Below are 13,385 nucleotides of genomic sequence, written 5' to 3'. Positions count from 1 at the left end.
CTGGCCACCGTACCTATCGCGGGAGTCCGGCGCACCGGGCTGAGAGGGAGGCTGGCCGGCCTCCGACCGTACGAACCTGATCCGGGTCATGCCGGCGAAGGGAGGGGCTGGACGCCCATGCACTCATCTCGAACGGGATCCGACCGCGGATCGGACGTCCTCGTCGTCGGAGGCGGGATCATCGGCCTGGTCACCGCCTGGCGGGCCGCGGAGCGCGGACTGAGCACCGTACTGGCCGACCCGGCACCCGGCGGCGGCGCCGCCCGGGTCGCGGCCGGCATGCTCGCCCCCGTCACCGAACTCCACTACGGCGAGGAGGCCCTCCTCGGCCTCGGCCTCGCCTCCGCCGAACGCTATCCGCGGTTCGCCGCCGAGCTCGCGGAAGCGAGCGGCGGCATGGACATCGGCTACCGCGCCTGCGGCACCCTCGCGGTCGCTCTCGACGCCGACGACCGCCTCCACCTGCGCGAACTGCACGCCCTCCAGCAACGCTGCGGCCTGGAGTCCGCCTGGCTCACCGGCCGCGAGTGCCGCCGTCTGGAGCCCATGCTCGCCCCGGGGGTTCGCGGCGGCCTACGCGTCGACGGCGACCACCAGGTCGATCCGCGGCGGCTCGCGGCCGCCCTGCTGGCCGCCTGCGAAGGCGCCGGGGTGACCGTCCACCGGGCGGCCGCCGAGCAGCTGCTCACCACCGCGGACCGGGCGACCGGCGTGCTCCTCGACGACGGCACGGAGCTGCGGGCCGACCAGGTGGTCCTGGCCGCGGGCTCGCTCAGCGGCAGGCTGGCGGGGGTTCCCGCCGAGGTGCTGCCGCCCGTGCGGCCCGTCAAGGGCCAGGTGCTGCGGCTCTCCGTACCGCCCGTGTACGCGCCGTTCCTCTCCCGCACCGTACGGGCGGTCGTGCGCGGCAGCCACGTCTACCTCGTGCCCCGCGAGAACGGCGAACTCGTCATCGGTGCCACCAGCGAGGAGCTCGGCTGGGACACCACCGTCACCGCGGGCGGGGTCTACGAACTCCTGCGCGACGCCCACGAGCTGGTACCCGGCATCACCGAACTCCCGCTGACCGAGACCCGTGCCGGACTGCGCCCCGGATCACCCGACAACGCCCCGTTGCTGGGCCCCACCGACCTGCCCGGCCTACACCTGGCCACCGGGCACTACCGCAACGGGGTGCTGCTGACCCCGCTCACCGGCGAGGTGATGGCCGAGCTGCTGGTCAGCGGCGAACTGCCCGGGATCGCACGCCCCTTCACCCCCCGCCGCTTCTCCGCCGCACGTCAGGAGTCGTACGCATGACCATCTCCGTCAACGGCGAGCCGCGCGAGGTCGCGGCCGGCACCACGCTCGACACCGTCGTCGCGACCCTGACCGCCGCTCCCTCCGGGGTGGCGGCCGCACTCAACGAGACCGTGGTCCCGCGCGGACAGTGGCCGGCCACCCGCGTGGGCGACGGCGACCGCGTGGAGATCCTCACCGCGGTCCAGGGAGGCTGACCGGCATGGCCGACGACCTGTTCGCACTGGGCGACCGGACCTTCTCCTCCCGCCTCATCATGGGCACGGGCGGCGCCCCCAGCCTGGACGTGCTGGAGCGCGCCCTGGCCGCGTCCGGCACCGAACTCACCACCGTGGCCATGCGCCGCCTGGACCCGACGGTGCAGGGTTCCGTCCTCTCCGTCCTGGCCGGCCTCGGCATCTCGGTCCTGCCCAACACCGCCGGCTGCTTCACCGCGGGCGAGGCCGTCCTCACGGCCCGCCTCGCGCGGGAGGCCCTGGGCACCGACTGGATCAAGCTCGAAGTGGTCGCCGACGAGCGGACCCTCCTGCCCGACGGCGTCGAGCTGCTGGACGCCGCCGAGATCCTGGTGGACGAGGGCTTCACCGTCCTGCCGTACACCAACGACGATCCCGTGCTGGCGCGCAGGCTGGAGGACGTGGGCTGCGCGGCGATCATGCCGCTCGGCGCTCCCATCGGCTCCGGCATGGGCATCCGCAACCCGCACAACTTCGAACTCATCACGGAGCGGGCGGGCGTACCGGTGATCCTGGACGCGGGCGCGGGCACTGCCTCCGACGCGGCCCTGGCGATGGAACTGGGCTGCGCGGCGGTGATGCTGGCCTCCGCCGTGACCCGGGCGCAGGAACCGGTCCTGATGGCATCCGCCATGCGGGACGCCGTCTCGGCCGGCCGCCTGGCCTTCCGGGCGGGCCGCATCCCCCAGCGCCGCTTCGCCGAAGCCTCCTCCCCCAGGGAGGGCCGCGCGGCGCTGGACCCGGAGCGGCCCGCGTTCTGAGGACGCAACGGGGCGGCCGGGGGGCGGGGCGGGAGGCCTCCGGTGCGGGTGCAGCGGTGGCCGGGCGGCCGTCGGGCGGTCGCCGGGGACGTGCCCCGGGAGTCCCGCCGGCCCCCGCGCCGCTCCGGTTCACGCCGGCCGGGAATCCCGCCCCGCCCCCTGCTCACGTCACAGCTGCGCTGCAACGAGACCCGCCCCCGCCGGGACACCGGCGCCGGCTCGTAGAATCGGCGGGTGGATACGACCCTGGAAGACCCTCTCGTCGGGCGCGTGCTCGACGGCCGCTACCGCATCGACGCCCGCATCGCGGCCGGCGGCATGGCCACGGTCTACCGGGCCGTCGACACCCGGCTGGACCGGATCCTCGCCCTGAAGGTGATGCATCCGGCCCTCGCCTCCGACGCCGGCTTCGTCGAGCGGTTCATCCGCGAGGCCAAGTCCGTGGCGCGGCTCGCGCACCCCAACGTGGTCGCCGTGTTCGACCAGGGCACGGACGGACCCTACGTCTACTTGGCGATGGAGTACGTCTCCGGCTGCACCCTGCGCGACGTGCTGCGCGAGCGCGGTGCGCTCCAGCCGCGGGCGGCCCTCGACATCCTCGAACCGGTCCTGGCCGCCCTCGGCGCCGCCCACCGGGCCGGGTTCGTGCACCGCGACATGAAGCCCGAGAACGTCCTGATCGGCGACGACGGCAGGGTCAAGGTCGCGGACTTCGGGCTGGTCCGGTCGGTGGACTCGGTGACCAACACCACCGGCTCGGTGCTCGGCACCGTCTCCTACCTGGCACCCGAGCAGATCGAGAACGGCGTCGCCGACACCCGCGTGGACGTCTACGCCTGCGGTGTCGTGCTCTACGAGATGCTCACCGGCTCCAAGCCCCACGTCGGCGCCACCCCCGCGCAGGTGCTCTACCAGCACCTGCACGAGGACGTCCCGCCGCCGTCCGCCTCGGTGCCCGGCCTGCCCGCGGGCCTCGACGGGCTCGTGGCCTGCGCCACCGCCCGCACCCCCGACCTGCGCCCCTACGACGCCGCCGCCCTGCTCGGCCTCACCCGCGAGGCCCGCGCCGGACTCAGCGACGTCGAGCTGGACGCCGTACCGCCGCAGGCGCGCGCCGTGGACCGGTCGTCCGCCGAGGACCGCACCGGTGTCATCCCGCGCCCGGTGGCGGCGGAGCCCGTGAACCTCACCTCCCGCTTCGAGGCGCCCCCACTGGACCCGCCCGCTCCGTCCGGGCGCCGGTCGGCGGTCGGCGGCCGGCCGCGCCGCGGCGTGCTGCTGGCGGTCGTCGGCGTGCTGCTGGCCCTCGGCATCGGCACGGGCGTCTGGTACATCAGCTCGGGCCAGTTCACCAAGGTCCCCAACCTGCTCGGCAAGACCGAGGAGCAGGCCCGCGCCCAGCTCTCCGAGGCCGGTCTCGGGGTGAAGGGGGTCGACCGGAAGTTCAGCGACGCCTTCGAGCGCGGGACGGTGATGAACACCGACCCCGCGGGCGGGCAGCGGATCCGCGGCAACGGCGCGGTGACCATCACGATCTCCCGCGGTCCCGAGGTCGTGTCCGTGCCCAACCTCCGGGGCAGGCCGCTGGAGGAGGCCAAGGAGGAGCTGACCAGGACCGGGCTGGCCCCCGGAATCGTCACGCAGGCCTTCAGCCAGGACGTCGCCCAGGGCTCGGTGATCAGCACCAATCCGGCGGGCGGCGAGAAGCGTGCGCCCGACACGGCGGTCTCGATCGTCGTCAGCAAGGGCCGGCCGGTGCCGGTGCCCGGCGTGACGGGGCTGCCCTTCGAGCAGGCGAAGGCCACCCTGGAGGGTCTGGGCCTCAAGGTCGCCACGGCTCCCGAGCAGGTGAACGCGCCCTCGGATCCGGGGACGGTGGCCAACCAGTCGATCGGCGCCGGCACCCAGGCGGCGGCCGGGGACACGGTCACGCTGACGGTGTCCAAGGGACCGCGCCAGCTGCCGGTCCCGAACGTGATCGGCCAGGACGTGGACACGGCCCGCAAGACCTTGGAGGACGCGGGCTTCAAGGTGAAGGTGGACCGGCCGCTGCTCTCCTTCAGCAGGACGGTGGACGCCCAGTCGGTGCTCCCCGGGCAGACCGCGGCCGAGGGCCTGACGATCACCATCCGGATCAAGGGGCTGTAGGCGCACGTGGTACGCAATCCAGTGGGCGGACATGTCCCCGTCGCGGGCGGTCTGGCCTCGGTCGGGCTGGCGTACGCCCGGGAGATGGGCGCCGAGGCCGTCCAGGTCTTCGTCGCCAATCCGCGCGGCTGGGCCACCCCGGTCGGCAATCCGGCGCAGGACGAACGGTTCCGCGAGGAGTGCGCGCGGGAGGGCATCCCCGCGTACGTGCACGCGCCGTATCTGATCAACTTCGGCTCGCACACCGCCGCCACCGTGGAGAGGTCGGTGGAGTCCCTGCGGCACTCGCTGCGCCGGGCCCGGCGGATCGGCGCGCTCGGGGTGGTCGTCCATACCGGCTCCGCGACCGGCGGTCGCCCGCGGGAGGCGGCGTACGAGCAGGTCAGGGAGTACATGCTGCCGCTGCTGGACGAGCTGACGCACGACGACGACCCGTTTCTGCTGCTGGAGTCGACGGCCGGGCAGGGTTCCTCGCTGTGCTCGCTCGCGGAGGACTTCGGTCCGTACTTCGATGCGCTGCGCCACCATCCGAAGCTGGGGATCTGTCTGGACACCTGCCACGTCTTCGCGGCCGGTCACGACCTGGCGGAGCCGGGCGGGACGAAGGTGACGCTGGATCTGCTGGTGGACACCGTGGGCGAGGGCCGGCTGAAGCTGGTCCACGCGAACGACTCCAAGGAGGGGGTGGGCGCGCACAAGGACCGGCACGCGAACATCGGCCAGGGCCACATCGGCCGGGACGCCTTCGCCGAGCTGTGCACGCACCCCGCGATGGACGGCGTACCCCTGATCATCGAAACGCCCGGAGGCAAGGAAGGGCATGCGGCGGATGTGGCGCTGCTGAAGGAGCTGCGCGGCGCCCAGTGATCCACTGACCCTTGAGGAATACCCCCTGGGGGTATACGGTTCGTCATGTCGACGGACCGCTACCCGGCTTTCCCACGAGGGGGTCGTCATGGAGCAGACGCACGAAGGGCACGACCACCGGCACCACCCGCACGACGAGCACCACCCGCACGACCAGCAGGGCCACGGCCAGGCTCACGGCCATGGCGGCGTCGGCGGGGTCGACTGGGCGGCGGCCGCCCGGGCCACCCTGCACTGCCTCACAGGATGCGCCATCGGTGAGGTTCTCGGGATGGTCATCGGCACCGCCCTGGGCTGGGGGAACGTCTCGACGATGATCCTCGCGATCATCCTCGCCTTCTTCTTCGGCTACGCACTCACCCTGCGCGGGATCCTCGCCGCCGGCGTCGGCCTGGGGGCGGCCGTCCGGGTGGCCCTCGCCGCGGACACCCTGTCGATCGCCGTCATGGAGTTGATCGACAACGGGGTGATCGCACTGTGGCCGGGCGCGATGGACGCGCACGTGTCGGACCCGAAGTTCTGGATCGTCCTGGTGGTCGCGCTGGCGGCCGCCTTCGTGATCACGACGCCGGTCAACAAGTGGATGATCGGCCGCGGCATGGGTCACGCGGTCGTCCACCAGTACCACCACTGAGGGGCGCCCCCCGGGGCGCCCTCGCAACGCCCCTAGAGTTCGGGGCCCTCCCCCGGCTCCTCCTGGTACGAGTAGCGCTGCTCGCGCCAGGGGTCGCCGATGTTGTGGTAGCCGCGCTCCTCCCAGAAGCCCCGGCGGTCGGCGGTCATGTACTCGATGCCGCGGACCCACTTGGGGCCCTTCCAGGCGTACAGGTGCGGGACCACCAGCCGGACGGGGAAACCGTGCTCGGCGGTGAGCAGTTCACCGCCCTGGTGGGTGGCGAAGACGGTCCGGTCGGATGCGAAGTCGGCCAGCCTCAGGTTGGAGCTGAAGCCGTACTCGGCCCACACCATCACGTGGGTGACCTGCGGTGCGGGAGGCGCCAGGGCCAGCACCTCGCGGGCGAGCACACCGCCCCATTCCGCGCCCTGCATGCTGAACTTCGTGACGCAGTGCAGGTCCGCCACGACGGAGGCGAACGGCAGCGCCGTGAACTCCTCGTGGTTCCAGCAGTGCTTGTCACCGTCGGCGGTGGCGCCGAAGACCCGGAACTCCCAGCGGTCCGGCTTGAACTTGGGCACGGGACCATAGTGGGTGACCGGCCAGCCCTTCTGCAGCCGCTGCCCCGGTGGAAGCTCCAGCTGCTCTGCTCCCGGAGATTCCCGGCTTTCCGGCTGACCCATGACTCCATGGTGACAGACTGGGCAGGGTGGTCATGACCAGGCCGGGGCCGATTCGGGCAAGTCACGGTAACTCCCACTAAGGAGGCACTTACTGGACGGCCCTCAGCGGCGGTGCAAGGATGCGCGCAACTGCCCCGTCACATAGCTGACATTGCCTGGAAGGAGCCTCTGCGATGCAGGGCGACCCCGAGGTCCTTGAGTTTCTGAACGAGCAGCTGACCGGCGAGCTGACGGCCATCAACCAGTACTGGCTGCACTACCGCATCCAGGACAACAAGGGCTGGACCAAGCTCGCCAAGTACACGCGTGAAGAGTCCATCGACGAGATGAAGCACGCGGACAAGCTCACCGAGCGCATCCTGATGCTGGACGGCCTGCCGAACTACCAGCGCCTCTTCCACGTGCGCGTCGGGCAGACCATCACCGAGATGTTCCAGGCGGACCGCCAGGTCGAGGTCGAGGCCATCGACCGGCTGAAGCGGGGCATCGAGGTCATGCGCGGGAAGGGTGACATCACCTCGGCCCGCCTCTTCGAGGAGATCCTGGAGGACGAGGAGCACCACATCGACTACCTCGACACCCAGCTGGAGCTCATCGAGTCCCTGGGCGAGGCGCTCTACATCGCGCAGCTGATCGAGCAGCCGAGCTGACCGTCGGCCGATCGGGCGAACCGGCTGCCGGCCGACGCGCGCCGGCCCGGTCCGGTTCCTAGGCCGCTTCCGCCAGCTCGGGCGAGGGCGTCGCCTCCGGGTCGGCCGCGAGCACGGACACCGCGCCGCCCTTCTCCAGCAGCTCCCTGCGCGGGCACGCCCCGCGGCCGAGGATGCCCTGGATGGTGCGCACGCAGGAGCCGCAGTCGGTGCCGGCCTTGGTGGCCGAGGCGATCTGGCGGGGCGTGCAGGCCCCGGCAGCCGCGTGCTCCTTGACCTGCTGGTCGGTGATCCCGAAGCAAGAGCAGACGTACACGCGGTTCACCTCCTGGCGCTGAGCGGTGCGGCGAGCCATCCCCTATTCGGTGAGGCTTACCTAACCGTACCCAAAGTCAGGGTGGCCGGAAAGCCCCGGGTACGACTGTGGGGCGCGGATCACATCGATCCGCGCCCCACAGTCGTAGGAACGCACCTGCTGATCGCGACGCCTAGTCGCGGTAGAGCTCCGCCACCAGGAACGCCAGGTCCAGCGACTGGCTGCGGTTGAGCCGCGGGTCGCAGGCCGTCTCGTAGCGCTGGTGCAGGTCGTCGACGAAGATCTCGTCGCCGCCGCCCACGCACTCGGTGACGTCGTCACCGGTCAGCTCGACGTGGATGCCGCCCGGGTGGGTGCCCAGCGCCTTGTGCACCTCGAAGAAGCCCTTGACCTCGTCGAGCACGTCGTCGAAACGGCGCGTCTTGTGGCCGGAGGCCGCCTCGAAGGTGTTGCCGTGCATCGGGTCGGTCACCCAGGCGACCGTCGCGCCCGAGGCCGTGACCTTCTCGACCAGCTCGGGGAGCTTGTCGCGGACCTTGTCGGCGCCCATGCGGACGACGAAGGTCAGCCGGCCCGGCTCGCGCTCGGGGTCCAGGCGGTCGATGTAGGTCAGCGCCTCGTCCACCGTGGTGGTGGGGCCGAGCTTGATGCCGATCGGGTTGGTGATCTGCGAGCAGAACTCGATGTGCGCGTGGTCCAGCTGACGGGTGCGCTCACCGATCCACACCATGTGGCCGGAGGTGTCGTACAGCTTGCCGGTGCGCGAGTCGGTGCGCGTCAGCGCGCCCTCGTAGTCCAGCAGCAGCGCCTCGTGGGAGGCGTAGAACTCCACCGCCTTGAACTCGGCCGGGTCGGTGCCACAGGCCTTCATGAAGTTCAGCGCGTTGTCGATCTCCCGGGCCAGCTGCTCGTACCGCTGACCGGACGGGGAGGACTTCACGAAGTCCTGGTTCCAGGCGTGCACCTGGCGCAGGTCGGCGTAACCACCGGTGGTGAAGGCGCGCACCAGGTTGAGCGTGGAGGCGGAGGCGTGGTACATGCGCTTCAGCCGCTCGGGGTCCGGGACGCGCGCCTCCTCGGTGAAGGCGAAGCCGTTGACGGAGTCGCCGCGGTAGGTCGGCAGGGTCACGCCGTCGCGGGTCTCGGTGTCCTTGGAGCGCGGCTTGGAGTACTGCCCGGCGATCCGGCCGACCTTGACGACCGGTACGGACGCCGCGTACGTCAGAACAGCACTCATCTGGAGCAGCGTCTTGAGCTTGGCCCGGATGTGGTCGGCGGAGACGCCGTCGAAGGCCTCGGCGCAGTCGCCGCCCTGGAGCAGGAACGCCTCGCCCTTGGCGACGGCTCCCAGACGGGCACGCAGCTGGTCGCACTCACCCGCGAAAACGAGCGGAGGATACGATTCGAGGTCCGCGACGACAGCGCGCAGAGCCTCGGCATCGGGGTACGAAGGCTGCTGCGCCGCGGGAAGGTCTCGCCAGGTCGCCTTGGCGGCGGGGGCTTGGTTTTCAGCGTTCACGGTCACCTCGTACACATTACGGCGTTACGGGTGGCGTCCGGCCCCCCGCCCACAACGTGAGACGGATTCCTCGAAGGCCGTGGACGCCCGGCGGAACGGAATCGATGGTTCGGCACGCGTTGCGGAACCGATCCGGCGCCACCGGGGCGTTCTGGGCTATGGTTCACCGCATGTACGCGCACACGAACCAGAACTGGTGGTGGACCGCTCCCGGCGGCCCACTTCCTGCGCGTACCTGACGACACGCACGACGCGAAGGCCGCCCCGAGGGGCGGCCTTCCGCGTTCCCGGCACCGGCGCCGGCAGCGCGAGCCGCTCCTCCCCCGACGGAAGGACGCTCCGCCCATGGACACCAGCCGACCGAACCGACCCGACGTACCCGGCCCGCTGGGCCGGCTGCTCGACGACTCCTGCCCGCCCTTCGCCCTGCTGCGCCGGCGGACCCCCGGCCGCGACCACGAGAGCGTCGAGGTCCTCCTCGGGCCGGTCCACGAGGTCGAGAACCTCGCCGACCTGCCCGTCGGCACTCTGCCCACCCTCGCACTCGTGCCCTTCCGGCAGATCCGGGAGCGGGGTTTCGACGTGCGCGACGACGGCACCCCGCTGAGCGCACTGGTCGCCGAGGAGGCGTACGAGATCCCGCTCGCCGAGGTGCTGGCCGTGCTGCCGGCGCACGCGGTGCGGGTCGAGGACGGTGGTTTCGACGTCTCCGACGAGGCGTACGCGGACACGGTGGAGCGGGTGATCCGGGAGGAGATCGGCCGGGGCGAGGGCTCGAACTTCGTCATCCGGCGCACGTTCGAGGGCCGGATCGACGGTTTCGGCCGGGCGGACGCGCTGGCCCTGTTCCGGCGGCTGCTGGAGGGCGAGCGGGGGGCGTACTGGACCTATGTCGTCCATACCGGGGAGCGCACGCTGGTCGGGGCGAGCCCCGAGGTCCACGTGCGGATGTCGAACGGGCGGAGCGGGTGCGAAGGGCACTCGGCCGAGGGGGGCGGCGGACGGCGGGCGGGCGGCACGGTCGTGATGAACCCGATCAGCGGCACGTACCGCCATCCGGCCACCGGGCCGACCGCCGAGTCGCTCCTGGCCTTCCTCGGCGACCGCAAGGAGACCGAGGAGCTGTCGATGGTGGTCGACGAGGAACTGAAGATGATGTGCACGGTAGGCGACCGGGGCGGGGTCGTCGTCGGACCGCGGCTCAAGGAGATGGCCCACCTCACCCACACCGAGTACGAACTGCGCGGACGCTCCTCCCTGGACGTGCGGGACGTGCTGCGCGAGACGATGTTCGCGGCGACCGTGACGGGTTCGCCGGTGCAGAACGCCTGCCGGGTGATCCAGCGCCACGAAAGCGGCGGGCGCGGCTACTACGCGGGGGCGCTGGCGCTGGTGGGCCTGGACGCCGCGGGGGCGCAGACCCTCGACTCCCCCATCCTGATCCGGACGGCCGACATCGCCCGGGACGGGCGGCTGCGGGTGCCGGTGGGCGCCACCCTGGTGCGGCACTCCGATCCGGCGGGTGAGGTCGCGGAGACGCACGCGAAGGCGGCGGGAGTGCTGGCGGCGCTCGGGGTACGGCCGGCGGCGCCGCGGCCGGCCGCCGCGGGGACCCGACTGGCGCAGGACCCGCGGGTGCGGGCGGCCCTCGACGCCCGGCGTGCCGACCTGGCCCCCTTCTGGCTGCGGATGCAGGAGCGGCCGGCCCAGCCGTCGGGGCATGCGCTGGTGGTGGACGGGGAGGACACCTTCACCGCGATGCTGGCGCACGTGCTGCGGGTCATCGGGCTGGAGGTCACCGTACGGCGCTTCGACGAACCGGGGCTGCGGGAGACGGCCCTGGCCTGGGAGGGGCCGATCGTGCTGGGGCCCGGCCCGGGGAACCCGGCCGACTCTGCCGATCCGAAGATGCGGCTGCTGCGCGGGCTGACCGGCGAGCTGCTGGCCGGGCAGCGCCACGGCCTGCTCGGGGTGTGCCTCGGGCACGAGCCGCTCGCCGCCGAGCTGGGCCTGCCGCTGGTCCGCAAGGCGGAGCCGGCGCAGGGCGCGCAGACCCGGATCGAGCTGTTCGGGGCCGAGGAGGTGGTCGGCTTCTACAACACCTTCACCGCGCACTGCGACGACCGCCTGGCTGCCGGACTGGCCGCCCGAGGGGTCGAGGTGGCCCGGGACCGGTCCACGGGGGAGGTCCACGCACTGCGCTCCCCCGCCGGGGGCTTCGCCGGGGTCCAGTTCCACCCGGAGTCGGTCCTCACCCTGCGCGGCGCGGAGCTGCTGCGCGAGCTGGTGACGCAGGTGCGGGGCGCAGCCGTGTGAGCGGCGCGGCCCGCCCGGCCCGCGGGTGATGTGCCGGGCCCAGCGGTTGAAGATCAAGCTAGTCCCCTGTGGGGACCGCTCCCCCGCCGGCCGCCGGTGCCGTCCTCGCCGCGCGGCGGGCGAGGAGGGCCCGGATTTCCTTGCAGGCCCCGATCGCGAGCAGTACCGGGCCCGCGACCAGCAGTACGTCGAGGGAGCCGAGCGCCAGCCCGACGGGCAGCACCACCCCCATCACGTCGTCGGCGACCGCCAGCCACGGGTCCGTCCGGCGGCCCGGACCGGCCTGGCGCAGCAGTTGCACGCTGCGGTAGGTGAAGATCAGTTGCACGGCTGCGAAGGCACAGGAGGTCCAGCGCATCCAGTCGGGTACGTCCACACCGGGAGGGTAGGGCCGCCGCCGGACCGCGCCGCGGGCGGGGGGTGCCTCTATGTCTTTCGTCAAGGCACCTGTGTCGGGTTTCGGGTGGTTCGGGCTTGCTGAGGCTAAGCGGCGAGCTCGACGTCCGTCGGTGTCCGGGATTCGTAGAAGGTGCCGTCGCGGAGCATGGCGAACAGGACGCTGATGCGTTGGCGGGCGAGGCGGAGGAGGGCCTGGGTGTGGGTTTTGCCGCGTGCTCGTTGCTTGTCGTAGTAGGCGCGGGAGGCCGGGTCGGCGTTCATGCAGGCGAAGGCGGAGAGAAACATCGCCCGTTTGAGCTGCCGGTTTCCGCCTCGGGGTGCGTGTTCGCCATGGATCGAGGTCCCGGACTGCTTCGTGGTGGGGGCGAGGCCGGCGTAGGAGGCGAGGTGGGCGGCGGTGGGGAAGCTGGTGCCGTCGCCGACGGTGACCAGCAGGACGGCGGCGGGCCTGACGCCGACGCCGGGCATCGACGTCAGGACCGGGGAAAGAGGGTGAGCCTCCAGCAGGGCGTTGATCTGGGCTTCCATCGCCCGGCGCTGGGTGTGGACAGCGGCCAGCGAGGCGGCCAGGGAGGGGATGACGATGTCGAGGGTGCCGGTCCCGGGAACGACGACGGTCTGCTCGTCGAGCGCGTTGAAGACGTCGTCGATCAGCCTGGTGGCCATGCGCGGGGCCTTCGGGCGGATCAGCTCGACGAGTCTGCGGCGTCCGGCCTTGCGCAGGGCGGCTGGGGATCCGTAGCGCTCCAGCAGCCAGGTCACGGCCTGGTGGTCCAGGCGCGGGCCCAGGACGCGTTCCAGGCTGGGGTGGAACTGGGTGAGCAGGCCCCGTATCCGGTTGGAGGTGCGGGTGGCCTCGGCGGCCAGGTCCTGGTCGAAGCCGACGAGCACGGTCAGCTCGGCGGTGATCTGGTCGGTCAGCTCCAGCGAGCGCAGGGTGTGCGGCATCGTCCGGGCGGCGTCCGCGATGACGGCGGCGTCCTTGGCGTCGGTCTTGGTCTCGCCCGGGTAGAGGTCGGCGATCCGGCGCATCGCCAGTCCGGGCAGGTAGGCGACCTGGCAGCCCGCGTCGCGGGCGACGGTCAGTGGCAGGGCGCCGATGGAGGCGGGCTGGTCCACGATCACCAGCACGGTGCCGAACTTCGCGGTCAGCTTGTCGAAGGCGGCCCGCAGCTTGGGCTCGCTGTTGGGCAGCTGCTTGTCGAAGACCTTCTTCCCGCCCGGGGTGAGCCCATGACCGTGATGGCTGCTCTTGCCGACGTCCAGGCCCAGGAACACGCCCACGTCTTCGATCTCGAACATCGTGCCCCTTCCCAGGGGGTGTTGACGGTGCCGGCCTCGGCTCGGGTGTCGTGCTCGCGCATCCACGTTATGCAGACCTGCCGCCCGCGAACTGTCCAGCATTGCGCCGGACCGGACGGTGGCCGGACCTCTGATCAGCGTCTCCGACGAACACCCCCGGACCCGGTGACACCACCCCCCAGGTCATGCCTTCGACAGGGGGCAACAGTCATGCCGGGCCCGGAGGCCAGCGGCCCCATTGCGGAACCGCAGAAAACATAACGGGGTGAACGC

Annotated in this window: 13 protein-coding genes and 1 riboswitch; of the genes, 8 read left to right on the top strand and 5 right to left on the bottom strand. The window is 71.9% G+C overall.

What is annotated here, in order from left to right; genetic code table 11:
* The first annotated feature begins 8 nt into the window (after positions 1–8).
* A riboswitch (TPP riboswitch) is annotated at positions 9–120 on the top strand.
* The 6 genes from thiO (at position 118) to AW27_RS24985 (ending at position 5,945) form a co-directional block, all read left to right on the top strand.
* On the top strand, positions 118–1,299 hold the full coding sequence (thiO, locus tag AW27_RS25010) for a glycine oxidase ThiO (RefSeq protein ID WP_037926946.1): 1,182 nt from the start codon (positions 118–120) through the stop codon (positions 1,297–1,299). (Overlaps the previous riboswitch by 3 nt.)
* Positions 1,296–1,496 (top strand): sulfur carrier protein ThiS, encoded by a 201-nt coding sequence (gene thiS / locus AW27_RS25005; protein ID WP_030033166.1) that lies wholly within the window; start codon positions 1,296–1,298, stop codon positions 1,494–1,496. The genes thiO and thiS overlap by 4 nt, the downstream gene beginning before the upstream one ends.
* A gap of 5 nt (positions 1,497–1,501) precedes the next feature.
* Positions 1,502–2,296, top strand: coding sequence for a thiazole synthase (locus AW27_RS25000; RefSeq protein ID WP_037926951.1), 795 nt, complete (start codon positions 1,502–1,504; stop codon positions 2,294–2,296).
* Between the two features lie 234 nt (positions 2,297–2,530).
* Positions 2,531–4,444: a Stk1 family PASTA domain-containing Ser/Thr kinase gene (pknB, locus tag AW27_RS24995; protein ID WP_037926954.1), complete on the top strand. Its 1,914-nt coding sequence runs from the start codon at positions 2,531–2,533 to the stop codon at positions 4,442–4,444.
* 6 nt (positions 4,445–4,450) lie between these two features.
* Entirely contained in the window at positions 4,451–5,311 is an 861-nt protein-coding gene (locus AW27_RS24990; protein ID WP_037926956.1) for a deoxyribonuclease IV, read from the top strand.
* Between the two features lie 88 nt (positions 5,312–5,399).
* Positions 5,400–5,945: a DUF4396 domain-containing protein gene (locus AW27_RS24985; RefSeq protein WP_037926958.1), complete on the top strand. Its 546-nt coding sequence runs from the start codon at positions 5,400–5,402 to the stop codon at positions 5,943–5,945.
* A gap of 32 nt (positions 5,946–5,977) precedes the next feature.
* Here the strand turns inward: AW27_RS24985 and AW27_RS24980 are convergent, their stop codons facing one another.
* Complete coding sequence (locus AW27_RS24980; RefSeq protein WP_037926961.1) at positions 5,978–6,610, bottom strand: sulfite oxidase-like oxidoreductase; 633 nt, start codon at positions 6,608–6,610, stop codon at positions 5,978–5,980.
* A 173-nt stretch (positions 6,611–6,783) separates the two neighbouring features.
* Here AW27_RS24980 and bfr point away from each other — a divergent pair, with 173 nt between their 5' ends.
* The gene (gene bfr / locus AW27_RS24975) at positions 6,784–7,260 is read left to right on the top strand and encodes a bacterioferritin (RefSeq protein WP_037926968.1); all 477 of its coding nucleotides are present in this window, start codon (positions 6,784–6,786) and stop codon (positions 7,258–7,260) included.
* A gap of 58 nt (positions 7,261–7,318) precedes the next feature.
* On the opposite strand, the gene AW27_RS24970 is transcribed toward bfr, so the two are convergent.
* Positions 7,319–7,615 (bottom strand): (2Fe-2S)-binding protein, encoded by a 297-nt coding sequence (locus tag AW27_RS24970; protein WP_172671391.1) that lies wholly within the window; start codon positions 7,613–7,615, stop codon positions 7,319–7,321.
* A 133-nt stretch (positions 7,616–7,748) separates the two neighbouring features.
* The gene (locus tag AW27_RS24965) at positions 7,749–9,110 is read right to left on the bottom strand and encodes a class II 3-deoxy-7-phosphoheptulonate synthase (RefSeq protein ID WP_172671392.1); all 1,362 of its coding nucleotides are present in this window, start codon (positions 9,108–9,110) and stop codon (positions 7,749–7,751) included.
* A gap of 330 nt (positions 9,111–9,440) precedes the next feature.
* Here AW27_RS24965 and AW27_RS24960 point away from each other — a divergent pair, with 330 nt between their 5' ends.
* Positions 9,441–11,411, top strand: a complete 1,971-nt coding sequence (locus tag AW27_RS24960; RefSeq protein WP_052031201.1) for an anthranilate synthase family protein — start codon at positions 9,441–9,443, stop codon at positions 11,409–11,411.
* 58 nt (positions 11,412–11,469) lie between these two features.
* Here AW27_RS24960 and AW27_RS24955 read toward each other — a convergent pair whose 3' ends face one another.
* Together AW27_RS24955 and AW27_RS24950 are read right to left on the bottom strand one after the other, a co-directional pair.
* Complete coding sequence (locus AW27_RS24955) at positions 11,470–11,787, bottom strand: hypothetical protein (protein WP_157840307.1); 318 nt, start codon at positions 11,785–11,787, stop codon at positions 11,470–11,472.
* Positions 11,788–11,894: 107 nt separating this feature from the next.
* The gene (locus AW27_RS24950) at positions 11,895–13,112 is read right to left on the bottom strand and encodes an IS110 family RNA-guided transposase (RefSeq protein ID WP_304949909.1); all 1,218 of its coding nucleotides are present in this window, start codon (positions 13,110–13,112) and stop codon (positions 11,895–11,897) included.
* Between the last annotated feature and the right edge of the window lie 273 nt (positions 13,113–13,385).

Source organism: Streptomyces sp. PCS3-D2 (assembly GCF_000612545.2).
Classification (GTDB): Bacteria; Actinomycetota; Actinomycetes; order Streptomycetales; family Streptomycetaceae; genus Streptomyces.
This window is presented reverse-complemented; position numbering and strand designations above follow the sequence as displayed.